Source organism: Herbaspirillum sp. BH-1 (genome assembly GCF_002870055.1).
Taxonomy (GTDB): domain Bacteria; phylum Pseudomonadota; class Gammaproteobacteria; order Burkholderiales; family Burkholderiaceae_D; genus Herbaspirillum; species Herbaspirillum frisingense.
This window is the reverse complement of the sequence record NZ_PKOI01000005.1, coordinates 86458-111848: the sequence shown is the minus strand read 5'-3', so window position 1 is coordinate 111848 and position 25391 is coordinate 86458. Positions and strand designations below refer to the sequence as shown.

The 25391-nt window shown below is 65.5% G+C and carries 20 protein-coding genes; 12 read left to right on the top strand and 8 right to left on the bottom strand.

What is annotated here, in order from left to right:
• Positions 1-15: 15 nt before the first annotated feature.
• Positions 16-2451: an ATP-binding protein gene (locus tag HBH1_RS08795; RefSeq protein ID WP_102662429.1), complete on the bottom strand. Its 2436-nt coding sequence runs from the start codon at positions 2449-2451 to the stop codon at positions 16-18.
• A 432-nt stretch (positions 2452-2883) separates the two neighbouring features.
• Here HBH1_RS08795 and HBH1_RS08790 point away from each other — a divergent pair, with 432 nt between their 5' ends.
• From HBH1_RS08790 to HBH1_RS08775, 4 genes are read left to right on the top strand one after another with little or no spacing between them, the layout of a single operon-like run.
• The gene (locus tag HBH1_RS08790) at positions 2884-3669 is read left to right on the top strand and encodes a meso-2,3-butanediol dehydrogenase (RefSeq protein ID WP_102662428.1); all 786 of its coding nucleotides are present in this window, start codon (positions 2884-2886) and stop codon (positions 3667-3669) included.
• Positions 3670-3704: 35 nt separating this feature from the next.
• The gene (locus tag HBH1_RS08785; RefSeq protein ID WP_102662427.1) at positions 3705-3905 is read left to right on the top strand and encodes a hypothetical protein; all 201 of its coding nucleotides are present in this window, start codon (positions 3705-3707) and stop codon (positions 3903-3905) included.
• A gap of 57 nt (positions 3906-3962) precedes the next feature.
• Positions 3963-6299: a VTT domain-containing protein gene (locus tag HBH1_RS08780; RefSeq protein ID WP_102662426.1), complete on the top strand. Its 2337-nt coding sequence runs from the start codon at positions 3963-3965 to the stop codon at positions 6297-6299.
• Positions 6299-7108, top strand: coding sequence for an endonuclease/exonuclease/phosphatase family protein (locus tag HBH1_RS08775; RefSeq protein ID WP_102662425.1), 810 nt, complete (start codon positions 6299-6301; stop codon positions 7106-7108). Before HBH1_RS08780 ends, HBH1_RS08775 begins: the two co-directional genes overlap by 1 nt.
• A gap of 68 nt (positions 7109-7176) precedes the next feature.
• On the opposite strand, the gene HBH1_RS08770 is transcribed toward HBH1_RS08775, so the two are convergent.
• The 4 genes from HBH1_RS08770 to HBH1_RS08755 all read right to left on the bottom strand — a co-directional run bounded on the left by HBH1_RS08770 (position 7177) and on the right by HBH1_RS08755 (position 10817).
• The gene (locus HBH1_RS08770; protein ID WP_233207569.1) at positions 7177-7536 is read right to left on the bottom strand and encodes a hypothetical protein; all 360 of its coding nucleotides are present in this window, start codon (positions 7534-7536) and stop codon (positions 7177-7179) included.
• A 373-nt stretch (positions 7537-7909) separates the two neighbouring features.
• A complete protein-coding gene (locus HBH1_RS08765; protein WP_255411879.1) occupies positions 7910-8482 on the bottom strand; it encodes a TetR/AcrR family transcriptional regulator in 573 nt (190 codons plus the stop codon).
• A gap of 186 nt (positions 8483-8668) precedes the next feature.
• On the bottom strand, positions 8669-9373 hold the full coding sequence (gene lepB / locus HBH1_RS08760; protein ID WP_102662423.1) for a signal peptidase I: 705 nt from the start codon (positions 9371-9373) through the stop codon (positions 8669-8671).
• A 49-nt stretch (positions 9374-9422) separates the two neighbouring features.
• Positions 9423-10817: a CoA transferase gene (locus tag HBH1_RS08755; protein ID WP_102662422.1), complete on the bottom strand. Its 1395-nt coding sequence runs from the start codon at positions 10815-10817 to the stop codon at positions 9423-9425.
• A gap of 119 nt (positions 10818-10936) precedes the next feature.
• Here HBH1_RS08755 and HBH1_RS08750 point away from each other — a divergent pair, with 119 nt between their 5' ends.
• The 7 genes from HBH1_RS08750 to HBH1_RS08720 all read left to right on the top strand — a co-directional run bounded on the left by HBH1_RS08750 (position 10937) and on the right by HBH1_RS08720 (position 21550).
• Positions 10937-12121 (top strand): citrate synthase family protein, encoded by a 1185-nt coding sequence (locus HBH1_RS08750; RefSeq protein WP_102662421.1) that lies wholly within the window; start codon positions 10937-10939, stop codon positions 12119-12121.
• A 137-nt stretch (positions 12122-12258) separates the two neighbouring features.
• Positions 12259-13839, top strand: coding sequence for an efflux transporter outer membrane subunit (locus tag HBH1_RS08745; protein ID WP_146012834.1), 1581 nt, complete (start codon positions 12259-12261; stop codon positions 13837-13839).
• A gap of 58 nt (positions 13840-13897) precedes the next feature.
• Positions 13898-15118 carry an efflux RND transporter periplasmic adaptor subunit gene (locus tag HBH1_RS08740; protein WP_102662419.1) on the top strand — a complete coding sequence of 407 codons (1221 nt, stop codon included), beginning with the start codon at positions 13898-13900 and terminating at the stop codon, positions 15116-15118.
• On the top strand, positions 15115-18282 hold the full coding sequence (locus HBH1_RS08735) for an efflux RND transporter permease subunit (protein WP_102662418.1): 3168 nt from the start codon (positions 15115-15117) through the stop codon (positions 18280-18282). Before HBH1_RS08740 ends, HBH1_RS08735 begins: the two co-directional genes overlap by 4 nt.
• Before the next feature lie 92 nt (positions 18283-18374).
• Positions 18375-19067, top strand: a complete 693-nt coding sequence (locus HBH1_RS08730; RefSeq protein ID WP_006462301.1) for a heavy metal response regulator transcription factor — start codon at positions 18375-18377, stop codon at positions 19065-19067.
• Positions 19060-20505, top strand: coding sequence for a heavy metal sensor histidine kinase (locus tag HBH1_RS08725; RefSeq protein ID WP_102662417.1), 1446 nt, complete (start codon positions 19060-19062; stop codon positions 20503-20505). Before HBH1_RS08730 ends, HBH1_RS08725 begins: the two co-directional genes overlap by 8 nt.
• A gap of 118 nt (positions 20506-20623) precedes the next feature.
• Positions 20624-21550, top strand: coding sequence for a bestrophin family protein (locus tag HBH1_RS08720; RefSeq protein WP_102662595.1), 927 nt, complete (start codon positions 20624-20626; stop codon positions 21548-21550).
• Between the two features lie 21 nt (positions 21551-21571).
• On the opposite strand, the gene HBH1_RS08715 is transcribed toward HBH1_RS08720, so the two are convergent.
• Positions 21572-22522: a 2-hydroxyacid dehydrogenase gene (locus tag HBH1_RS08715; RefSeq protein ID WP_102662416.1), complete on the bottom strand. Its 951-nt coding sequence runs from the start codon at positions 22520-22522 to the stop codon at positions 21572-21574.
• Positions 22519-22935, bottom strand: coding sequence for a VOC family protein (locus tag HBH1_RS08710; protein ID WP_102662415.1), 417 nt, complete (start codon positions 22933-22935; stop codon positions 22519-22521). The genes HBH1_RS08715 and HBH1_RS08710 overlap by 4 nt, the downstream gene beginning before the upstream one ends.
• Before the next feature lie 281 nt (positions 22936-23216).
• Between HBH1_RS08710 and HBH1_RS08705 the strand changes: the two genes are divergently transcribed.
• Positions 23217-24041: a universal stress protein gene (locus HBH1_RS08705; RefSeq protein WP_006462308.1), complete on the top strand. Its 825-nt coding sequence runs from the start codon at positions 23217-23219 to the stop codon at positions 24039-24041.
• A 17-nt stretch (positions 24042-24058) separates the two neighbouring features.
• On the opposite strand, the gene HBH1_RS08700 is transcribed toward HBH1_RS08705, so the two are convergent.
• Complete coding sequence (locus HBH1_RS08700) at positions 24059-25309, bottom strand: PepSY-associated TM helix domain-containing protein (protein ID WP_102662414.1); 1251 nt, start codon at positions 25307-25309, stop codon at positions 24059-24061.
• Positions 25310-25391: the final 82 nt, after the last annotated feature.

The window sequence follows — 25391 nt, the reverse complement described above, 5'->3', positions numbered from 1 at the left end:
CGATGCGGCCTGTCTTCAGGCCACCTGGGGATTGCCGTCCTGCGGCGGCAGCGCGACCGGCGCCGTCGCCTCCTGGCCGGCCACCGGGTAAGGTACGTCGATGCCATCCACTTCCACCGCCACGCTCTCGGGCAGCATCACGATGATCTGGAAGGGGCGGAAGGCGGCACCTTCGTTGGTATCGGCAAAGCGGATCTCGATCTGCCCATGTTCGCGGGTGACGAAGTCCAGCACCGCATCCATGCCCACGCCACGACCGGAGACATCGGTCACTTCGCTGCGGGTGGAGAAGCCCGGTTGCAGGATCAGGCGGGCGATCTCGGCGTCCGACAGGGCCTGGTCCACGGTGATGAGCTGCTTTTCGATGCCGATCTGACGCACCTTTTCCAGCGCCAGGCCACGGCCGTCGTCGGATAGCGCCAGCTGGAACATGTCGTCCATCACGCCCGTCTCCAGCTTGATGGTACCGGTCTCGGGCTTGCCCTTGGCGGCCCGTTCCTGGCGCCCTTCCAGGCCGTGATCCATGGCATTGCGGATCAGGTGCATGAACACGTTCTGCAGCAGCGGCGCGGCAAAACTATGGACCACGTAACCGTTGTCCTCGATCTCCACGACCGGGGCCGCCTTGTCCAGATCGGCTGCCAGCGCCGGCAGCGAATCGGTGATCGGGGCCAGCACGTCGGCGATGGTCTCGGTGCCCAGCAGGCGCAGGGTACGGCGCACGTCGTTACGCACGGCCACCAGTTCGTGCAGGTTGGCGGTGTTGACGTTTTCCAGGCGCTGCAGGCTTTCCTGGATGTGCTTGCGGTCGATGGTCAGGACCTGGCGCTCGTAACCCGGCAGCACCTGTTCGCCAGCGCTGGCGGTGCTGCTGCCACGACCCAGGGTCACCTCATTGATGCGGGCGTAGCGGTCGATCAACTCGCGCACCTGGGCCAGTTGCTGCAGCAGTTCCTGCTGGTTCCACACGGCGCCGCTGGCCGGATGGCGCAGGTCGTCGTAGTGCTGTTCGGCGTGGTGGACCACGTTGGCCAGGTGCAGCAGGCCATAGGTGCGGCCATTGCCCTTGATGGTGTGCATGTTGCGGAACAGCTTGGCGATGGCGAAGGCGGTCGCTTCCGGGTTCTGGTGCACGATCTGCTCGTTCTCGTCCAGGAAGCGGCGCGCGCTACCGATGAACTCGGCGAACTTGGGCGCGGCCACAGCCAGGATCTCGCCGATCATTTCCAGTTCGCGCTTCTGTTCGTTGGCTTCCGCCGCCAGCTGGCGCAGCTCGGTCACGTCACGCACGCACAGCATCAGGCGGATCACCGTATCGCTCTCGTCGGTGATGGGCGACCAGGACAGGTCCAGGATCTTCTTGCTGCCGTCGGCCATGGTCTTTTCGATCTCGCCCACCATCAGGTGTTCGTTGAACTCGAAGTTCATGACGTCTTCACCGATGCAGGCGCCGCCGATGGCTTCGATCTGCGACAGCGTATCGGCGCCCAGGTTGGTATTGGCAAAGACCAGTTCCATCACGTCGCGGCCGGCGATATCGGTGGTCTCGAAGACGGTTTCGAGGAAGGCCGAGTATTCCGGGTGGACACGGTTGCCCTCGACGATGGTCAGGATGCCCTGCGGGATGTTCTGCAGCATGGCCTGCATGTCGGCGGTCTTCTGGCGCACCTGGGCCGAGGCTTCTTCGATCTTCTCGACCATGCCGTTGAAGGCGACGATGGAATGCCCCACCTCATCCATGCGCTGCACCGGCAGACGGCGGGTGAAATCCTGGCTGGTGGCGATCTCGCCCATCATCGCCGCCATGCGGCTGATGGGGCCGGTGATCTGGCGATACAGCAGGAAACCGATGCCCCCCAGCAGCAGCACGGCCATCACCGTGACCACGCTGATGGTGGTGGTGGTCTGAGCCAGCTTGCCGTTGAGCGAGGCAATGGCATTGTCCTTGAAGCGGTTCTTTTCGATGCGCAGGGTGTTGACGATGCCTTCCAGTTCGCTCTGGTACTGCATCACGCCGCCGAAGAACTGCGCCTGCGCGATCTCGTTCTTGCCGGCCAGCTTGAACTTGGCGGTGGTGTCGATGGCGCCGAAGTAGTTGTCCAGGCTTTCCCTGGCCTGCTCGATCAGGCCACGCTGGGCCACGCCTTCAGCCTGCTTGGCCTGGGCCGCCAGGGCCTGTTCCAGCACGGTCTTCTTTTCGGCCAGCTCGTCGTTTTCCTGCGCGACCAATTGGGTATCGCTCTCGGTGACCATCACCATGGCCGCCAACTGTACGTCCTTCAACTGCCCCATCAGGTCGGACGAGGCCAGCACGCTGGGCATCACGCCTTCGGTGACGGAACGGACCTCGACGGCGCTGCTGCGCGACTGGTACATCGCGTAGCCACCGATGCCGGCAATGGCGACGAAGGTAAGTATCACCAGGAGCGTGATACGCATGCAGATGGTCATGGAATTCCCCTTGAGATGGCGGTGAACCGGTGTTGTCATTTGTTTCACATTCGTCCCTGGAACATGAACAAATGAGCGACCGGTCTGGATGCGGGGCGCATTGTTGCACTGAAGTATTACTGCGACGTGACAATCCATTTGTGACAAGCGGCGCAGGAAAGAGCTCGCATTCAGGCCGCGGCCGCCGATGAGAAAGCCGGTCTCAAGCGGCAGGACGCGCGCCCACTCGACACGGGCTGAGACAGCGTCTTCCTACATCAGCTTGGGGAGCTGTCCGATGTGCCGATGGCGGGCCATGGCCTATCGTTGGCTATCGTCAGGCATTGGCATCCTGGTCCTACCCTGGTCTTCCTACCCTGGTCTTCCTGGTGGTCAGGCTGCCTGCCATCCACCATTTCTTCATTATTTCCTGCGATTTGCAAAGGAGTCCGCATGCATCCACTGAACCCTTCCCATCTGCAGCGCTTCAAGGACAAGGTCGTCATCGTCACGGGCGCGGCTTCCGGCATCGGCGAGGCCACTGCGCGGCGGTTTTCCGATGAAGGTGCCCAGGTCTTGCTGGCCGACCGCAATGCGGCGGCCCTGACCAAGGTCTTCGATTCGCTGCCGTCGGAGCGTACGGCAGCCCGCGAGACCGACGTTTCCCGCCATGAAGACGTGCGCGAGATGGTGGCCTTCGCCATCGAGCGCTTCGGCCGTCTGGATGTGCTGGTCAGCGATGCCGGCATCTTTGCCGAAGGCAACGTCACCGAAGTCAGCCCGGAAGACTGGCACCGCGTCCAGGCCACCAATGTGAACGGCGTGTTCTATGGCGCCCGTGAAGCCATGCCGCACCTGCAGAAGACGCGCGGCTGCATCGTCAACGTGGCCTCGGTCTCGGGCCTGGGTGCGGACTGGAATCTGTCGGCCTACAACACCTCCAAGGGCGCCGTGGTCAACCTGACCCGCGCCATGGCCATGGACTTCGGCCGCAAGGGCGTGCGCGTCAACTCGGTCTGCCCCAGCTTCACGCACACCGCGATGACGGCCGACATGGAAGACGACCCGGTCCTGCAGGACAAGTTTGCCGAGCGCATTCCCCTGGGCCGTGGCGCCGACGCGCAGGAGATCGCCGCCGTGATCACCTTCCTGGCCAGCCCCGATGCGGCCTTCGTGACCGGGGTCAACATGCCCGTGGATGGCGGCTTGACCGCCTCCAACGGCCAGCCACCACAGTGAACTGAACAACCGCATCCGATGATGAGGAGCCTGCCATGAGCCAAGCCATTCCCCTGCCCGAAGACACCACCCGCGCCAGCGAAGGCGCCATGGACAAGAGCAAGCCACACGCCCTGCCCCAGCAGCCGCAGCATCGGCAGGCGGGCCAGGACCAGGGCCAGGATGAGGCGCCTGCCGGCAAGCGGCCAGCCTCGACCGATGGCGAAGAGCATCCGCTCTCGGTCGGCCAGCCTTGAGCGGCAAGCCAGACCCACCCCGATCACAAGAACAAGACCGCGCACCCGGAGGCCCCCATGCCGTCGCCCACCCTGCAGGACAATCCCACTCCCGGCCTGTTGCAGCCTGGCCGCAATTGCTGGCGGCTGGAGCACGCCGACCGCTTCAAGCTGCTCATTGACGCAGCCGACTATTTCAGCGCCTTGCGGCGTGCGCTGGTCAAGGCGCGCCACAGCGTCTACATCCTGGGTTGGGATCTGGACAGCCGCACGGTGCTGGTCCCGCAGGGCAGTGACGACGGCTTGCCGGAGCAGCTGGGTGACCTGCTGCATGCGCTGGTGGAGCGGCAGCCTGCGCTGCACATCCGTGTGCTCAACTGGGACTACGCCATGCTCTATGCGCTGGAGCGCGAATGGATGATGGCGAGGAAGCCCGGCCGCCCGCGCAACAAGCGCCTGCATTTCCGCACCGACGCGCGCCATCCGGTGGGCGCCTCGCATCACCAGAAGATCGTGGTCATCGACGATCAGTTGGCCTTCGTCGGCGGTCTGGATCTGACGCGTTGCCGCTGGGATACGCCCGAGCATGCGCCCGACAATCCACTGCGGCGCGATCCGGACGACAAGCCCTACGCCCCCTTCCATGATGTCCAGGCCATGGTCGATGGCGATGTGGCGCTTGCCCTGGGCGATCTGGCGCGTCGCCGCTGGACGCTGGCAGGCTATGCCGAACGCACTGAAGATCGCTCGCCCCGGCTGGTGCCATCGCAGGCGTCTGCCAACGAGCTCTGGCCCGATGGCTTCGAGCCGGATCTGCGCGACCTGCGCATCGGCATCTCCCGTACCGAACCGGCCTATGAAGACCGACCGGGCGTGTTCGAGGTGCGGGAGCTCTATCTGGATGCGATTGCTGCCGCCCGCCAGCATCTGTTCTTCGAAAACCAGTATTTCACTTCCAACGTGCTGGCCGAGGCCATCGGCGCCCGCCTGCGCGAAACGGATGGCCCGGAAGTGGCCGTCATTTCCCCGCAGACCCAGAGCGGCTGGCTGGAACAGGCCACCATGGGCGCCCTGCGCGCGCGCATCCACCATCGCCTCAAGAATGCGCTGGAAGGCCAGCAGCCGTCGGCCGAAGCGCGCTACCAGATGTATTGCCCGCACTTGCCGGGGCTGGAAGAAAGCTGCTGCCTGAACGTACACAGCAAGGTCTTCGCCATGGATGACCGCCTGTTCTCGGTCGGCTCGGCCAATATGAGCAATCGTTCGATGGGCTTCGATACCGAATGCAATCTCACGATCGAAGTCCAGGGCGATGCGCAGCGCCAGCGCGAGATCGCCGAGGCCATCGGGCTCATGCGCAATCGCCTGCTGGCCGAACACCTGGGCGTGAGCCCGGCCGCCGTGCAACAGGCCATGGACCAGCAGACCGGCCTGCATGCGGCCATCGCACGATTGCGCCAGCCCGAGCAGCGCGAACTGCGGCCGATGGACCCGCGCCTGATTCCCGAACTGGACGCGCTGACCCAGGACAACGCCGTCTTCGACCCCGAACGCCCGATCAGCCCCGATGAGATCGTCGACGCCTACGTGCCACGCAGCGCCCGCAAGCCGGTGCCGCGCCGCATGATCGGGCTGGGCATACTCGCGGTGGCACTGGTGGTATTTGCGCTGGCCTGGCGCTTCACGCCGCTGCGCGACTGGATCAATCTGAGTTCGCTCATCGCCCTGGCGCGCAGCGTGGACAAGATGCCCTTCACACCCGCCATCGTCATTGCCGCCTTCGTGGTGGCAGGGATGCTGATGGTGCCGATCACCGTGCTGATCGCAGTGGCGGGGGTGGTCTTCGGGCCGGTCAATGGTGGCCTGTACGCCACGGCCGGGGTGGGTCTGAGCGCCCTGCTCGGCTTCGGCCTGGGTCACTGGCTGGGCCATGACGCCCTGCGCGACATGCTGGGCCCGCGCATCAACAATCTGAGCCGCCGTTTTGCCCAGCGCGGCATCGCCGCCATGGCCGTGGTGCGGCTGCTGCCGATCGCGCCCTTCACGGTGGTCAATGTGGTGGCCGGTGCTTCCCATCTGGGCTTGCGCGATTACCTGCTGGGCACCCTGATCGGCATGGTGCCGGGCATCGTGTTGACGGTGGTCTTTTCCCACAACCTGGCCGAGGCGATCCGCCATCCCAGCCTGCAGACGGTATTGGTGCTGGCGGGCGTGACGGCTGCCCTGATGCTGACGGCCTTCGGCCTGCAGAAGCTGCTCAAGCCGCGCGACAAGAAGACGAAGCCGGGCAAGCCGTCACGCAATGCAATGGGCAAGACCACCGGTGCGGTGACCACGACCGACCAGCCCGTGCGCCGCGAAGACCCGCTGCCACGCGTCCAGGCCGATCATCCGATCGAGGCGCGCCAGGCTTGATGAGGATCGACACCTTGGGGACCTCGGGCTCCGTGCATCCCCGCCAGAGAGAGCACGAAGCGAGGCAGCATGCGGACGCCGAGCTGGTGCGCACGGCCGACGTGCCGCTGCGCGATCTCAATCCCTGGCCGCTCACGGTAGCCACCTACAACGTCCATGGTGCGGTTGGCACGGATGGCGTGTTTTCGCCGCAGCGCATCGCTCAGGTCCTGCGCGAAATCGATGCCGACGTGCTGGCCCTGCAGGAAGTGCCGCTGGGCGGCACGGAGCAGGTGGATGTGCTGGCGCTGCTGCGCGAGGAAACCGGTTTCTTCGCCGTCGAAGGACCGACCATCGATACCCCGCAACGACGCTATGGCAATGCGGTGCTGAGCCGCTATCCCATCCTGGCCAAGCAGAGCCTGGACCTCTCCTTCGGCAGCCGGGAACCGCGCGGCGCGCTGGATGCCGATATCGATTGCCACGGCCACATGCTGCGGGTGGTCGCCACGCATCTGGGCTTGAAGCCGGCTGAACGGCGTGACCAGATCAAGCGCCTGCTCCAGGCTTTCGATACCGACCAGGCACCGGTGATCCTGATGGGCGATGTGAACGAATGGTTCATGTGGGGACGGACGCTGCGCTGGCTGGTGTCGCATTTCGAGGCAGCACCGGCGCCACGCACCTTTCCCTCACGCTGGCCACTGTTCGCGCTGGATCGTATCTGGATCAGCCCGCGCCAGCGCCTGCTGCAGGTGAACGTACATCGCACGCCGCTGGCACGTGTGGCCTCGGACCACCTGCCGCTGGTAGCGCATATCGATGGTTGAGAAGAGTGAACAGGGTGAAAAAGGTGAAAAGGGTGAAAAAGGTGAACAGGCAGCCAGAAGGGCTGCCTTCAGCACATGCGCCGCTTGCCGCTCCAAAGCTTGACCGCCAGCGCGATCCAGATCAGCAGGAACAGCATATTGCCCGGCAACCAGATCATCTGCGTCCACACATAGTCGCTCACCCACAGCGCCAGCACGTCACGGCAACCGCACACCCGATCGGCGTAGAACAGTTCGCCACCGCTGCGCGCCGCGGCGAACTGCAGCCAGAGAAAACCCAGTAACACCGGAATGGCCACCACGCCAGCCAGGCAACAGCGCCGCAGCTGGCGTTGTCGCCGGCAGTGTCCCTCGCGGTGCCAAGCCCCGTCTGCGCCCGCGCATTGCTGCATCGCCTCGCCGTGCATATTTCCCCCTTGCACTTGCATGTATTGTCTGCCCCTGGGTCGCCGCACCGCCGCCCGAAGGCGCCCAAATGCAGAACGGCAACCGTTATCCGGCAGCCCGCAGGGAGCCGCCGGTGATATCAGTCCGGATCAACGTAAAGGTCAGGGAGAAGCCTGGCACGGCAGGCACAGGAGAAGGAGCCACCGGTCAGGATGGTGGCTCGCATTTCCCATGAGAATTCCCCTCGCGCACGGCGACGGAGAGGACGGAGGCTGAGGCTGTTTTCTTTACAAAAAACGCGCCTTAAAACGACCAGCACTCCTGTTCTAAAAGACAAAAAGTCAGTTTCCCAGAACCAATACGATACGTTTCGTCTCGGATTCTAGGTGCAAATTATCTACTGCTCAACAAAATTTACGCTTGTTGGCTCGAAATTTTACTAGTCGCTAAAAAGGGTTGGGACAGCGCGATGCTGCCCAGGACCAGCTTCAGTTGGGACTGGATCTGGCGTTCATCGATGTCGGCACTGCCGGTCAGGAGGCGCTGCAGCAAGGGGGCATACAGCAGATCGAAGACCAGGTTCAGGTCGGCATCATCCCTGAACTCACTGCGTTGGGCGCCGCGGCGCAGGACATTGACCAGCGCCAGGCGGCGCGGCTCAAGATAGTTGTCGTTGAAGATGCGCTTGCTCTCTTCATCGAACTGGGCCAGCGCAATCATCTCGCGCACCACACGACCGGACTTGCCACGCAACAGTTGGGACAGTTGCAACATATGCAAGCCGATATCTTCCCGTGCCGAACCGCTGTCGCCGATGGCCGGCATCGGTTCCACCGCGCGCAGCAGCGCTTCCATGGCCAGGGCGCTCTTGTTGGGCCACCAGCGATAGATGGTGGCCTTGCCCACGCCAGCGCGCGCCGCCACGCCCTCCAGGGAGAGCTTGTCGAAGCCGATCTCCTCGAGCATCACATACGTGGCATCGAGGATGGCGTCATGACTGACGGCATTCCTGCGGCGACCGGTGGCCGGATCGGAGATGAAGGTGAGAGAAATGATGTGCTCCAGATGGCAATTGCATGTTTTCCGCTTCTGGTAACGGCATGCTTTTGGACAACTTGAGCAATTGACAGCAAAAAAACACAGATTTTTACGACAACAATGGAGCAGCGCCTGTTATTGCTCTTGATGATGGACGTCGACCGGATCCAGCAGGCGGCCGAAGCGGTCCAGCCGGGGCCGGTAGCCCTTGTCCGCATCCAGGGAAAAAGCGATGCGGCTGGTGCGCCCCATCAGTTCGCTGCGGGCGAAGAAGCCGAAATAGCGCGAATCCATGCTGTTGTCGCGATTGTCGCCCAGCATCATGTAATGATCCGCCGGCACCACCACCGGGCCAAAGCTGCTGTGCAGGCTGGGATGCGATTCCGACAGGCGCACCAGATGGTTCATGCCATCGATGCGTTCGTCGCGGTAGACCGCATCATCCACGCCATCGCCAGCCAGCGGCCTGACCTGGGCCTGGCCATAGCTGGCCGCCCGGCCATTGATGGTGAGCACGTTGTCGCGCAGTTCCACCACGTCACCGGGCAGGCCGACGATGCGCTTGAGCAGCAGCTCCCCGGCTTGGTGCGAATCAACGGTAACGATGTCGCCGCGCTGCGGCTCACCCAGGCGCAGCAGGCTGATATGGGTCAGCGGCAGGCGCAGGTCGTAGGCCAGCTTGTCCACCAGGATGCGGTCGCCCACCATCACGGTGGGCAGCATGGAGCCGCTGGGAACGACGTTGTAGTCGGCGATGGCACTGCGAAACACCACCATCAGGGCGATGAAGGCCAGCAGTCCCTTGTTCTGGGTCAGCAGCTTGCGGGCGGTCGAGGGCATGGTGGGTCTCCTGTGACAAGGATGCACATCCTACCTCAAGCCGCCGTACTCAGCCCCAGCGTGCCGGCGCCGAGCGCAAAGGCCCGGCCGGCAGGCGCCAGTGCATGGGCGCACCAGCCACCTGCAAGGGCGCACGCAGCCGTTGCGCCGGGCCCCAGAAGGTCTGTTCCAGGTGCGCATCCAGATCCTGCGGGCTTTCGGTAGCGAAGCCGGAATGCGCCTGCGTCACCGGATAGGCGGCCAGCAAATGCGCCGTGCGGGCCAGCGACAGGCGGTACTGGCTGCCCTGCCCGCTGGCCTGGCGCAGCGTGAGTCCGCGCACGGCAGCCGCGGCCAGCAGGTAGCCGGTGGCGTGATCGAGCGCCTGGACCGGCAGCGGGACCGGTTTGTCGCTGCCGTGCTGGCGCATGCCGGCATCGGCAATGCCGCAACTCATCTGCACCAGGCTGTCGAAGCCGCGTCGGCCGGCCCAGGGGCCGCTCCAGCCGTAGGCGTCCAGTGCCACATCCACCAGGGCCGGGTTCAGGGCGCGGCGCCGGGCCGGCCCCAGGCCCAGGTGCTCCAGGGCATCGGCGCGATAACCGTGCACCAGCACATCGGCCTGGGCCAGCAGGGTTTCCAGGGTGGCGCGGTCCTGGGGCTGGTCCAGCTCCAGATGGGCGCAGCGCTTGCCGAGGGTCATTTCCGGCACCACGCCGGGCTCATTCCAGCGGGCCGGGTCGATGCGCAGGACCTCGGCGCCGAAGCCGGCCAGGCAGCGTGTGGCGGTCGGGCCGGCCAGGACCCGCGTCAGATCCAGCACCCGCACGCCGGCCAGGGGCCGGGACGGGTCAATGGGGCGCGGCGTGGCCGGACCGGCGTCGACCAGTTGGCTCGCCACCAGCGGTTCGCCGGCCACCGCCATGCCTTGCGGATGCGCGGCCCACTGGGCCTGGCTGCGCATCTCGGCGGCACAACCGCCGTTGCCGACCACCGCCGTCTCCAGCTCGGCGCAGTGCCAGCGCGCCACCTCGCGGGCCACCTCCTCGCGATCCGCCTGCAGCGGATCCAGCCCCAGCACTGCCAGCGCCGCCGCGCGGTGGTGCGCGGCGTTGGTATGCAGGCGTATCCAGCCATCCAGAGCACGATAATCGCCGGCTACCGAGTCCCAGAGTGAAGGCCCCTGCCAGCCCTGGGGCCTGAGCGAAGACGCAAACCACATCGAGGCCAGGCGGCGGTCGCATTGCACCGGCGGCAGCGGCGCGCCACTGCTGTGGATCCACTGCGCCACCGCCATCCCGGCCGCCGCCACCGAGGCCTGGGCCAGGTCGCTGGTGGCAAAGACCGAGGGCAAGGCACCCTCAGCACTGAGGGTGACGGTCTCCAGCGCGGCCGCCGGCCCGCCCAGGGCACTCCAGATCTCGGCCAGCATGGCGTGGGCAGATGTGGTGTCAGGCTGGGTCATGGTGGGCTCCTCAAGTAAGGTCGGTGTCGGGCAAGGGGGAATGGCTGCAGCTTACTCCGCTTGAATTAATCGTCAATATTGATTAATTTAATCAACTTATCGACCGATCTGGACCCGCCGTGAGCACCTATCTTTCTTCCGCCGATGCCGCCGCCCTGCTGGGCGTGTCGCGCCAGACCCTGTATGCCTACGTCAGCCGTGGCCTGCTGCACGCCCATCCGGGGGAAGAAGCGCGGGAAAGCCGTTACCTGGCCACCGAAGTGGAGCGCCTGGCGGTCAACCGCACCCGTGGCCGCAAGCCCCGCGAAGTGGCGCGGGCGGCGCTGGACTGGGGCTTGCCGGTATTGGAGTCGGCGCTCACGCTGATCGAGGACGGGCGCCTGTACTATCGCGGCCAGGATGCGGTGGAGTTCAGCATTCGGGCCAGCGTCGAAGAGGCCGCCGCCCTGCTCTGGGACTGCACCGTGGATGAGGCCTTCGACCAGGCAGCGCCCTGCTTGCCCACAGGATTTGATGCACTGGCGGCACAGTGGCATGAACGCCGCGCCGAACAGACACTGCTGCCCTTGTTCTCCCTGGCCTGTGCCGAGGACATCGGCGCGCAATGGCAATTGCCGTCGGCCCGCCGGCTGGCCAGCGCCGGCCTGCTGGTGCGCCGCCTGGCAGCCTGCCTGCTGGGTAGCAGGCCCTCCTCTGAACCCCTGCACCTGCAGTGCGCCCGGGCCTGGCAGCTGGATGCGGCCGGTGCCGATCTGGTCCGGCGATCGCTGGTGCTGTGCGCCGACCACGAACTGAATGCCTCCGGCTTCACCGCCCGCTGCATTGCCTCCACCGGCGCCAATCTGCAGGCGTCCATCGTGGGCGGGCTGGCGGCGCTGAGCGGCCCGCTGCACGGCGGCACCACGGCCCGCGTCGAGGCGCTGCTGGACATGCTGGAGATAGCGGCCGATCCAGCCCAGGCCCTGCGCGAACGGCTGGCACGGGGTGATGACCTGCCTGGCTTCGGCCACCATCTCTATCCGCAGGGCGATGTACGGGCTCAGGCCCTGCTGGCGGGCTTTCTCGACGCCCATCCCCGCTGGCAGGTCGCCATCGCCACCGTGCGCGAACTGACCGGCCATGCTCCCTCGGTCGATTTCGCCCTGGCGGCGCTGCGCCGTCACCTGGATCTGCCAGCCGGCAGCGCCTTCGGCCTGTTTGCACTGGGCCGCTCGCTGGGCTGGATCGCCCACGCGCTGGAACAGGGGCGCGACGGCAGCCTGATCCGTCCCCGCGCCGCCTACACCGGTCCCCGCCCTGGCTGACAGAATTGTCATCTTGATGTCAGCCTGACGTCGAGGGGCAAGGCTTACATTAGCGTCCTAAGCAGGGGCCGATTACGGGCGCTGAGGGGCGCCGGGGTCGGTCTGTCCGTCATCCGCAAGCCATCTCCGTGAGCCCTATGGTCGTCCCGTTTCGCCGCGTCGCAGCCAGCGTCAGTACCCGTCATTTCACCCATCCCAATAATCGAACCCCCTTCCGCGCCAAGAAGGGAATGACGGTGCTGTTGCTGGCCGCGCTGCTGGGCGGTTGTGCAGTCGGCCCCGACTACGTGCGCCCGGCCATGGACCTGCCGCAGGCCTACAAGGAAGTCGGCCCCTGGAAGCAGGCCACGCCGCGCCAGGTCGACGACCATCAGCCCTGGTGGCAAGCCTATGGCGACCCCATCCTCAATGACCTGATCACCCAGGCCAACGCCGCCAACCAGACCATCCAGCAGGCCGCCGCCCAGTATCGCCAGGCCCAGGCCACCGCCGCCCTGGCCCGCGCCAGCCTGTGGCCGACCGTCGGTCTGCAGGCCGGCGCCGCGCGCGGGCAGACCAACAGCAACGGCGTGCAACGGCTGGCCGACACCTATACGGTGGGCCTCAATGCCTCCTGGGAGGCCGATGTCTGGGGCCGCATCCGACGCGGCGCCGAAGCCGGCGATGCCAGTGCGCAGGCCAGTGCGGCCAGCCTGGCGGCGGCGCGCCTGGCGATCCAGGCCACACTGGCCCAGGATTACCTGCAACTGCGCGTGACCGACCTGCAGAAGGATCTGTACCGCCGCACGGTGGAGGCCTATCGTCGCTCGCTACAACTGACCACCCATCAATACGAAGCCGGCACCGCCCTGCGCTCCGATGTGGCCCAGGCCGAAACCCAGTTGCGCGCCGCCCAGGCGCAGTTGATCGACCTCGACGCCACCCGCAACCAGCTGGAACATGCCATCGCCATGCTGGTCGGCAAGGCGCCGGCCGCCTTCTCGCTGGCACCGGTGGCCGCCGCCACCGCCAGCGACGATGCCATGGATGCCAATGCCCAGCGCCTGCAGGCCAGCCTGCCCCAGATTCCTGCCGGCCTGCCTTCGGACCTGCTGGAACGTCGTCCCGACATCGCCAATGCCGAGCGCCTGGCCGCTGCCGCCAATGCCAACATTGGCGTGGCGCGGGCGGCGTATTTCCCGACCCTCACGCTCTCCACCAGCGGTGGCTACAACAGCCCGGCCTTCGCGCAACTGTTCAACACCCCCGGCCGGGTCTGGTCGCTGGGTGCGGCACTGGCCGAGACCCTGTTCGACGGCGGCGCCCGCAGTGCCCGCAACGATGCGGCGACGGCCGCCTTCGATGCCGCCGTGGCGCAATACAAGCAGACCGTGCTGGGTGGCCTGCAGGAAGTGGAAGACAACCTTTCCACCCTGCGCGTGCTGGACCAGGAAAGCGGGGTCCAGGCACAGGCGGTGCAATCGGCGCAACTGGCCGAACGACTGGCGATGCGCCAATACCAGGCCGGCACCGTCACCTATCTGTCGGTGGTGACCACCCAGGCCACGTCGCTGACCAACCAGCGCAATGCCGTGACCCTGCTGGGCCGGCAACTGGTGGCCAGCGTCGCCCTGATCAAGGCCACCGGTGGTGGCTGGCAGGCAGAAGCGGCTGCAGCGGCCGGGGCCGCCGATGCTGCAACGTCGACACCTTCTGCCCCGCCGATGGCTGCCCGCTGAGCGCGGCCACGCCCCCATTTCCGAATCAACAGCGATCATTTCAGGACGAGTTTCAGGCATGACCACCTCACCCCAATCTCCCCAGCGCTCTCCCCTCGCCGTGTTCGTTGCCACGGCCCTGATCCTGGCGGCCGGCATCGGCGCCTGGTCCTATGTCGAACACGCCCGCGCGGCCGACCAGCCGGCCGCCAAGGCGCCGCCACCGGTGGCCGTCTCGCTGGCGAGCGTGCAGGAACGCGACCTCCCGCTCTACCTGGCCGGCGTGGGAACGGTCACGGCCAATGCCAGCGTGGTGGTCAAGACCCGCATCGACGGCCAGCTGGACAAGGTCGGCTTCAAGGAAGGTGAAGAGGTCAAGAAAGGCCAGTTGCTGGCCCAGATCGACCCGCGCGCCCTGCAGGCGCAACTGGCGCAGGCCGAGGCGCAACGCGCCAAGGACGCCGCCACCCTGACCAATGCACGGCTGGACCTGCAGCGCTACACCACCCTGCGCGGCCAGGACGCCGCCACCCAGCAGCAGCTGGATACGCAAAAGGCCCTGGTGGCGCAGCTGGAAGCGGCGGTCAAGACCGACGAGGCCCAGGTCGCCTATGCCAAGGTGCAATTGAGCTATACCACCATCAACGCCCCGCTCTCCGGGCGCGTGGGCGCACGTCTGGTGGACCCCGGCAACATCGTCCACGCGACCGATGCCAACGGCCTGGTGGTGATCAACCAGATCGATCCGATCACCCTGGTCTTCACCCTGCCCGAGGAGGCGGTGGTGGCCATCAACCGCGCCCAGCGCAGCAGCCAGCAGCCGCTCAAGGTCAGCGCCTATGCCCGCGACTCGCAGGAGGTACTGGCTACCGGCAAGCTGGTGCTGCTGGATAACCAGATCAACACCACCAGCGGCACGGTGCAGCTCAAGGCCCGCTTCGACAATGCTGAACACAAGCTGTGGCCGGGCCAGTACGTCAATGCCCGCCTGCAGATGAATTCCCACGGCAATGCCCTGACCGTGCCGGCCGCCGCCATCCAGCGCAACCAGCAGGGTACCTACGTCTATGCCATCGACCAGGACGACAAGGCCAACATGCAGCCGGTCAAGGTCGATCGCATCCAGGACGGCGTGGCCGTGCTGGCCGCCGACAGCGGCGTCACCGCCGGCCAGCGCGTGGTCATCGACGGCCAGTACAAGCTCAAGCCGGGCAGCCGCATCGTCGAGAGCAAGCCGCAGCCTGCCAAGGCCCAGAGCAGTTCCGCCGCTGGCACCGATGCGAAAGGAAACACCAAGTGAGCGTTTCCGCTGCCTTCATCAAGCGCCCCATCGGTACCACGCTGCTGGCGATCGCCATCCTGCTGGTGGGCATCGCAGTCTGGCCGCTGCTGCCGGTGGCACCGCTGCCGCAGGTTGACTTCCCGACCATCCAGGTCACCGCGCAACTGCCCGGGGGCAGTCCCGAGACCATGGCCTCCAACGTGGCGCAGCCGCTGGAGCGCCAGTTCTCGCTCATCGCCGGCCTCTCGCAGATGACCTCGCAGAGCACGCTGGGCACCACCCAGATCACCCTGCAGTTCGACCTGAACCGTAATATCGACGCCGCCGCACTGGATGTGCAGGCGGCCATCAACGCCTCCACCGGGCAGTTGCCGGCCAACCTGCCGAATCCGCCGACCTTCCGCAAGATCAACCCGGCCGACTCGCCCATCATGATCATGTCGGTACAGTCCGACGCACTGCCGCTGACGGTGGTCAACGACTACGCCGACAACATCCTGGCCCAGCAGATTTCGCAGATTTCCGGCGTCGGCCTGGTCAGCGTGAACGGCCAGCAGAAGCCGGCGGTGCGCATCCAGGTCGATCCGGCCAAGATCGCCACGCTGGGTCTGAGCCTGGAAGACATCCGCGGCGTCATCGCCACCACCACCGTGAACCAGCCCAAGGGCACGGTCGATGGCGCGCGCCAGGCCTTTACCGTCTATACCAATGACCAGTTGCTCAAGGCCGAGCAGTGGAACGACATGGTCCTGGCCTGGCGCAATGGCGCACCGATCCGGGTCAAGGACATCGGTATCGCCATCGACGGACCGGAGAACAACAAGATCGCCGCCTGGGCCTTCTCGGGCGCCGCCAACACGGCGGACCACACCATCACCAACGGCCGCTCCATCGTGCTGGCCATCACCAAGCAGCCCGGCGCCAACGTGATCGAGACGGTGGGCCGCATCAAGACCGCCATGCCGCGCCTGCGCGCAGCGATTCCGGCCGCCATCCATGTCAACACCCTGATCGACCGCACCCAGACCATCCGCGCCTCGGTGGAGGATGTTGAGTTCACCCTGGTGTTGACCATCGCCCTGGTGGTGATGGTGATCTTCGTGTTCCTGCGCAATGTGGCGGCCACCCTGATTCCCTCGGTGACCGTGCCGCTGGCCATCATGGGCACGGCCGGCGTGATGTACGTGGTCGGCTATAGCCTCGACAACCTGTCGCTGATGGCCTTGACCATCGCCGTGGGCTTCGTGGTGGATGACGCCATCGTCATGCTGGAAAACATCTACCGCTACGTCGAGGAAGGCATGTCGCCGCTGGAAGCGGCCTTGAAGGGCGCGGGCGAAATCGGCTTCACCATCATCTCGATCTCGGTCTCGCTGGTGGCGGTGTTCATCCCGCTGCTGTTGATGGGCGGCATCGTCGGGCGCCTGTTCCGGGAGTTTGCGGTGACGGTCACGCTGACCATCGGCGTGTCGGTGGTGATCTCGCTGACCTTGACGCCCATGCTGTGCTCGCGCTTCCTCAAGAACGAGCACGGCCAGCGCCACGGCAAGCTCTATCAATGGTTCGAACACTGCTTCGATGCCATGCTGGCCGGCTACAAGCGCGGGCTGGATGTGGTGATGAAGCACCAGTTCATCACGCTCATGAGCTTCCTGGCGACGGTGGCGCTGACGGTGGTGCTGTTCATCTTCATCCCCAAGGGTTTCTTCCCGCAGCAGGACAATGGCGTCATCGTCGGCTTTGCCGAATCCGCGCAGGACACTTCCTCGGCGGCCATGCATGAACGCCTGCTGAAGGTGGCCGACGTGGTGCGCCAGGACCCGGACGTGATCGGCTTTGCCATGAGCGCCGGTTCCACCACCTTCAACACCGGGCAGTTCTTCATCGCCCTGAAACCCAAGGACGAGGGCCGTACCACCAATGCCGACGAGATCATCGCCCGCCTGCGGCCCAAGGTGGCACGCGTGCAGGGGGTGAACCTGTTCATGCAGGCCAGCCAGGACATCAACGTCGGTGGCCGCCTTTCGCGCACCCAGTACCAGTACACCGTCACCGATACCGACCTCGATGAACTCAACGTCTGGGCGCCACGCATGCTGGAGCGTTTCCGCCAGCTGCCGCAGCTGACCGATGTGGCCTCCGACCAGCAGAACCAGGCGGCGGCGGCGGTGATCACCATCGACCGCGCCCGTGCTTCCAGCTTCGGCATCTCGCCGGCCTTGATCGACGCCACCATCTATGACGCCATCGGCCAGCGCCAGGTCGCGCAGTATTTCACGCAGATCAACAGCTATCGCGTGATCCTGGAAGTGACGCCGCAGCTGCAGAAGGACCCGGCCCTGTTCGACAAGCTCTACTTGACCTCGCCCCTGACCGGCCAGCAGGTGCCGCTGTCGACCTTCGTCAAGGTCGATACGACCAAGACCTCCTACCTCTCGATCAGCCACCAGAGCCAGTTCCCGGCGGTGACGATTTCCTTCAACCTGGCCAAGGGCGTGTCCCTGGGCGAGGCGGTGGACATCATCCAGAAGACCAAGGACGAGATGGGCGTGCCACAGACGCTGGTGGGCAATTTCCAGGGTACGGCCAAGGCCTTCGGCGATTCGCTGTCGTCCCAACCCTACCTGATCGCGGCCGCACTGATCGCGGTCTACATCGTGCTGGGCCTGCTCTACGAGAGCTACATCCACCCGCTGACGATTCTCTCCACGCTGCCCTCGGCCGGCGTGGGTGCCCTGCTGATCCTGATGATAGGCGGCTACGACCTGTCGGTGATCGCGCTGATCGGCATCATCCTGCTAATCGGTATCGTCAAGAAGAACGGCATCATGATGATCGACTTCGCCCTCACCGCCGAGCGCAGCCAGGGCATGAAGCCGGAAGAGGCGATCTACCAGGCCTGCCTGCTGCGCTTCCGCCCCATCATGATGACCACCATGTGCGCCCTGCTGTCGGGCCTGCCGCTGATGCTGGGCCATGGCGCCGGCTCCGAGCTGCGCCGGCCACTGGGCTATGCCATGGTGGGCGGTCTGGTGCTGTCGCAGGCGCTGACTCTGTTCACCACCCCGGTGGTCTATCTCTACCTGGACCGCGCGCACTACTGGTATGAACGCAAGAAGAAGGCACGCCAAGCCCGCAAGGCCGCCCGCCTGGCCCAACAGCCGCCGCAGGTGGAACATTGAAACAAGACCACACCGATAAAAAGCCGGGACGGTAGAATCCGGCATGGACTGATGCCGGGCGATCCTGCCCCGGCGCAGGCTATGGAGACCGCATGAAGATCCTGATAGTCGAAGACGAACAAAAGATGTCCGAATACCTCTGCAAGGGCTTGACCGAGCAGGGATGCGCGGTCGATCTGGCCTCCAACGGGGTGGATGGACAGCACCTGGCGATCCAGCATGACTACGACGTCATCGTGCTCGACGTCATGCTGCCGGGGCTGGACGGCTTTGCCGTGCTGCGTTCGCTGCGCACGGTCAAGCAGACCCCGGTCATCATGCTGACCGCCCGCGACAGCGTGGAAGACCGCATCAAGGGCTTGCACGACGGCGCCGACGACTACCTGATCAAGCCCTTTTCCTTCCTGGAGCTGCTGGCCCGGCTCCAGGCCCTGACCCGGCGCGGTCGCGCGCAGGAGCCGGCGCAACTGCGCATCGGCGACCTGCAGATCGACCTGCTTTCGCGCAAGGCCTTTCGCGGTGGCTTGCGCATCGACCTCACGGCCAAGGAATTCGCCCTGCTGGCGGTGATGGCGCGGCGCCAGGGTGAGATCCTGTCCAAGACCGCCATCGCCGAACTGGTCTGGGACATGAACTTCGACAGCAACACCAACGTGGTCGAAGTCGCCATCAAGCGCCTGCGCGCCAAGATCGACGCGCCCTTCGAACAGAAACTGCTGCATACCGTGCGCGGCATGGGATACGTGCTGGAGCCCCGGGCTGCGGCCGACGCCGGCGATGACTGAGCCCGATCTCCAGACCGCCCCGCCGGGGCAACCGACCCGCCGACGTCGGCTGCCGCTGCGACAATCGATCACGGCGCGCCTGGTGTTGATGTCGGCCGCCTCGGCCCTGCTGATCTTCGCCGTCGCTGGCGTCGTGCTCTACACCGTCCTCAAAGGCGAATTGCTGCGCCACGAGCGCGACGCCCTCTTCACCACCCTCAACGACATCAGCTACCAGATCGAGCGCGCCGGCAATACCGAGCGCTGGGGGCGCGTGCAGATGAAACTCTCGGCGCTGTCGCAGGCGGACCAGCACGTCTCCTTCTGGATCGCCAGCGACGACCCGCGCTTCACCTATGGCGACCTCAGCCGCCTGACCCCGAGCGCCATCACCCACGATGACGGCAAGTCGGTGGCCCGCCTGCACCTGCCGGGACGCCGCTTCCCCCTGCACATCATGACGCGCACCCTGCCGGCCTTCGAGGAGCGCCCCGAAGTGCGGGTCACGGTGGGCGTGGATGGAGAACCCTACTTCGAGATGCGCCGCACCTTCCTGCTGGCCACCACCATCTCCTCGCTGCTGGGCATCGTGTTGGCCGTCATCTCCAGCTACTGGATCGCCCGCGCCGGACTGGCACCGCTGCGCCGCATGTCGGTCCGCGCCCAGAGCTTTTCGCCGCGCAAGCTGTCGGCGCGCATGCCGGTGGAAGCGCTGCCGGAAGAACTGTCGGTCCTGGCCGACGCCTTCAATGGCGCGCTGGAACGCATCGAACAGGCCTATACCCAACTGGAAGCCTTCAATGCCGACGTCGCCCATGAACTGCGCACGCCCCTGGCCAACCTGATCGGCGAAACCCAGGTGGCGCTGGCGCGCGAACGCAGCGCGGGCGAGTTCAAGGACGTGCTGCAATCGAACCTGGAAGAACTGGACCGCATCCGCTCCATCGTCAACGACATGCTGTTCCTGGCCCGCTCCGATCAGGGCGAGGCCGCCACCGCCCGGGTGCCGGCGCGGGTGGCTGCGGAGGTGCAGAAGACTGCCGATTTCTTCGAGTTCGTGCTCGACGATGCCGGCATGGGCATCACGGTCGCCGGCGACACCCAGGCCACGGCGACCATGGAAACGGCGCTCTTCAAGCGGGCACTGACCAACCTGATCCAGAACGCCATCCAGCACTCACCACAAGGCGCAATGCTGCGCATCGATATTTCCGCAGGTGAAGAAATGGTCAGGGTGGCGGTCACCAATCCCGGCCCCGCCATCGACGAACAGCACCTGCCGCGCCTGTTCGACCGCTTCTACCGGGTCGACAGCGCCCGCCAGGACATCAACGGCAGCCATGGCCACGGCCTGGGGCTGGCCATCGTCAAGGCAGTGGCGCGCATGCATGGCGGGCGGGCCTTCGCCAGTAGCGGCGGCGGACATAACACCATCGGATTTACCATCGCCCGTCAGTAAGGGCTGGACGGTGGTCCGCTGTATGTGCGGACGCTGGCGCCATCTGTCTACGTTTGCCCGGGCGGCGTGGAATTAACATGGGGCTTCGACTTTTTCGTTCTTGTTCCGGGAAGCCAATATGATCGTTCGCCCCCAGCCCCACTGGTTCCGCATGCTCTTCGTCTGGAACGGCTCGGTGCTGCGCACCATCATGCCGCAGATGCTGATGATGACGGCCTTCTCCACCCTGGCGGTCTTGACCGACGGCAAGATCTTCGGCGACAAGCTGCCGCTGAACACCTCCACCTTCACCCTGCTGGGCGTGGCGCTGGCAATCTTCCTGGGCTTTCGCAACAGCGCCAGCTATGACCGCTACTGGGAGGGCCGCAAGATCTGGGGCGCCCTGCTGATTGCAGCGCGGGCACTGGCGTCGCAGGGATTGCGCTATGGCGTGACGGGCGAAGATGCAGCCCACAAGAAGCTGTTCATCCATCGCATCATCGCACTGGCCTATGCGCTCAAGCACCAGTTGCGCAAGACTTCGCCGCAAGAGGACATGGTGCGCCTGCTGCCGGCTGAGGCCGAGTTCGACGCCACGGCCGGCACGGTGCAATACCTCCCGGTGTACCAGATGGACCAGCTGCGCGCCATGCTGGCCCAGGCCAACCGGCAGGGAAGGCTCAGCGACACTGGCCTGTGGACCTGCGACCAGCAGCTCAACGAGATCAACCACTGCATCGGCGCCAGCGAGCGCATCGCCTCCACGCCCATCCCCTTCGCCTATGGCGTGCTGCTGCACCGGACCGTGTACATCTACTGCCTGTTGCTGCCGTTCGGGCTGGTCGATGCCATCGGTGTCGCCACACCGCTGATTTCGGTCTTCGTCTCCTACACCTTCCTGGCGCTGGAAGCCATCGCCAGCGAAATCTCCCTGCCCTTCGCCTGCTCCCCCAATGGCCTGGCGCTGGATGCCATCAGCCTGGAAATCGAGCGCTCGTTGCTGGAACTGGCGGGAGAACCGCTGCCGCCGGCGGCGGCGTGCGGGAAGGATTATCGGCTGGATTGAGGGGGATACCTTCCACCTCCGTCAGTACCCCCGCCCAATATCCACATTGGCTGGAATCTCCCCACTCTCCCGGTAATGCCGGATATTCCCCGCCACGATGGCCGAGGCCGTGGCGGCATCGGTAGGGGCGGAGCAATGCGGCAAGACCGTCACCGCGGGATGGCTCCATTGCCAGGACGACGGCGGCAGGGGCTCGGTGGCGAACACGTCCAGCACCGCATGTTTCAGCTGGCCGGCATCCAGCGCCTGGCGCAGGGCGGCATCGTCGATGATGGGGCCGCGGGCGAAGTTGATCAGTTGCGCCTGTGGTGGCAGCAAGGCCAGGCGCGCCGCATCCAGCAGGCCACGGGTGTCGCGGGTCAGGGGCAGCAGGCAGACCAGGATATCGCTGCGTGAGAGCAGTTGCGTCAGCCCCTCCATGCCGCTGAAGGTCTCCACGCCGTCCAGCTGGCGCGGACTGCGGCTCCAGCCAGCCACCGGGAAGCGCGCCTGGCGCAGCGCCACGGCGGCCGCCTCGCCCAGCGCACCCAGGCCCAGCAGGCCGATGCGACGCTGTTCCGGCAAGACGTAATCCAGCCCCTGCCAACGCTGCTCGCGCTGCTGCTGCGCGTAGCGCGGCATGTCGCGATGCAGGTAAAGCGTCCAGGCCAGCACCGCCTCGGCCATGGTCGCGGCCAGCCGGGGATCGACCAGCCGGGTGATCTGCAGGTCGGACTGACCAAGATCGGCTACCAGCCGTTCCACCCCCGCCCACACGCTATGCACCCACCGCAATTGCGGTAACTGCTTCAGCTGGGCCGGGTCCGGGTTGGCGACGATGGCCAGGCGGCACTTTGCGCGCTGGGCGTCGTCCAGATCGGCGAAGGCCACCACTTGCTCCTCCGGCATGGCATTGCGCAGGGCCTGCAGCCAGGCGGCGACCGAGGCAGCATCGCCCTGGCTGACGAAGGGGATAGTCGTGCCTTGACTCATTTGGCGTACACCTGCGCCAGGCTCCTGAATCCTTTCACCTCGATGGGGTTGCCAGAGGGGTCGAGGAAGAACATGGTCGCCTGTTCACCCGGCTCACCGGCAAAGCGGATCTGCGGCTTGAGCACGAATTCGACCTGGCCGCTGGCCGTCAGGCGATCAGCCAGTTGCTGCCACTCGGGCAGCTCCAGGATCACACCCAGGTGTGGCATGGGGACCATATGCTCACCGACCTTGCCGGTGTTGCTCACCGTGAAGGGTTGCCCAAGGTGCAAGGAGAGCTGATGGCCGAAGAAGTCGATATCGACCCAGGTATCGGTACTGCGGCCCTCTTCGCAACCGAGCAGGTCGCAATAGAAGCGGCGCGACTGGTCGAGGTCGCGCACGTGGTAGGCAAGATGGAAGATCGATGGCATGCAAGCTCCTCGCTGAGGCAATGACGCAATGTCGGATGACGGAAAGACCGCAAAGCTGACAAGGATAACCCAGCCAGCGCCACCGCACTGCAAGCGCCTATCGTTGGCGCGCCGAATTCTGCCCGCGAAGTGATGCCGGCCGCGATTGACATGTGTCAATCAGCGCCGCATTTGCGCTGGACGCCCGGGCAGGAGCGGCCTAGTCTGGATACATGGCATCCAGCCCCGGATGCCGTCCCACCTGATCTACCTGATCTACCCGATATTTCCGAGGAGTCACCATGAGCTACAAGTCCATCCTGGTCCATGTCGACCAGTCGCGTCACGCCGCCCAGCGCATCCGCATCGCCGCCGAACTGGCCCGCGCCCAGCAGGCGCACCTGATCGGCAGTGCCGTCAGCGGCATCTCCAGTTTCATCACGATGGAAGGCGCCGCCTATGTGGCCGCGCAGATGGATGGCTTCCGCGACCGCGCCCTGGCGGCCCTGGAGAACTTCGACAAGATCGCCAACAGCGTGGGCGTGCCTTCCTGCGAGAAGCGCTTCGTCGACGACGACGCCGAAGGCGGCCTGGCGCTGCAGGCCCGCTATGCCGACCTGGTGGTGGTCAGCCAGGCCGACCTGGACGATGCCGACGACAGTTTCCTCACCGACCTGCCCGAATATGTGATGTTGAACGCACCGCGCCCGGTGCTGATCATCCCCAGCGCCGGCGAATTCAAGCACGTCGGCAAGAACGCACTGATCGCCTGGGACGGCAGCATGGAATCCACCCGCGCCATCACCGCTGCCCTGCCGCTGCTACGCCAGGCCGACAACGTGACGGTGGTGATCTTCAATTCCGACAAGCGCCTGGGCACCCATGGCGAGCAACCCGGCGCCGACATCGCGCTCTATCTGGCACGTCACGGCGTAAAGGTGGAAGTGGCGCAGGAACAGACCCCGCTGGACATCGGCAACGCCCTGCTCTCGCTGGCCGCCGACAAGGGGTCTGACCTGCTGGTCATGGGCGGCTACGGCCACACCCGCTTCCGTGAAGTGCTGCTGGGTGGGGTCACGCTGACCATCCTCAAGACCATGACGCTGCCAGTCCTGATGGCGCACTGACCCGCTCACTGATCCGCTTACCGCAGTTCCGCCACCGGCCCCTCGCGGGCCGGTGTCTTTTGTGCGGCCAGCCGTTCACGCTGCTGCAGTCGTGCCTTGCGCTTGCGCACCCAGATGATCACCCCGGTCACCGACAGCATGGCCACCAGCGCCCCCAGCAAGGACACCATCACCCGCCCGGCCAGCCCCAGGATACGGCCCGAATGCAGCGGGAACTGGGCCTGCAGGAAGATATCCCCGGCACTACCCCGGCCTGGAATCTTGCCCCCCTCATAGGCGCCCGTCATGGCATCGAAATACAGCCAGGCATTGCCCAGCCCGACGTCGCCATGGTCATTGCCCGGCTGGAAGAAGCCGACCCCGTAGACGCCGAACATGCCGGAATAGAAAACCCCACCGACCGGCTCATCCAGCCCCAGCTTCTGCCCTTGCGCCCGGCCCAGCGCCACCACCTCTTCGCGCGAGATGCGCGGCTCCGGTACCTTGTCGGCGGCCAGCGGCGTGCGGGTCTCAAACGGACCGGCTGTCAGCGTGGAGACGGTCTGCAGGATCGGGCGCATCACCTGGCGCTCCAGGTTCATCGACACCGAGGTCACCGCCAGCACCAGCAGCAGGCCCCAGACCCACACGCCCCCGGAACGGTGCAGATCGAAATTGAGCTTGTGCCCGCCCTCGCGCCAGCGGAAAGCCAGGGACTTGCGCCAGCTCCGCCAGTTGGGGAAGGACAGGTAGAGCGCGATGAAGCAGTCCAGCATCCAGACGATACCGATGATGCCCATGAGCCAGATGCCGGTCTCGATGCCGCCCATATCAGGCAGATGCATCGTGTAATGCAGCTTGTAGAGGAAGGGCAGCAGGTTTTCCCGCGACAGCGAGATGGCACCCCACATGCGCCGGCCCTGGATCTCGGCGGTGACCGGATCGACGGCGATCTGGTTGTAATCCAGCGCAAATGGCTTGCCGGTCGCCGGATCCAGGCGCGGCTCGACCATCATGCCGATGGTATGGCCCGGCTCGGCCTCGGTCAGCACATAGGTCACCCGCAGGCGCGGTTCGGCCTGCTCCACCCTGCGCGCCAGCTCCAGGCCGGGCAACGGCGCCCCGGCACCGGGCTGATCGGCACTGCGGGCATGAAACAGCTGCGGATTGAGCCAGGCGTCGAGTTCGTGGTCCCAGGAGATCAGCGCCCCGGTAGCACCGGCGATGAACAGGAACACGGCAACGGCAAGGCCGAACCAACGGTGGAGGAGAACGAGCAATGCGCGCATGTACGTGATCTGGCTAGGAGCTGGATGGTAGGAGACGATATGGCCTGATGCCCACCTTCCAGCGGGCATGCAGCGGATCTGG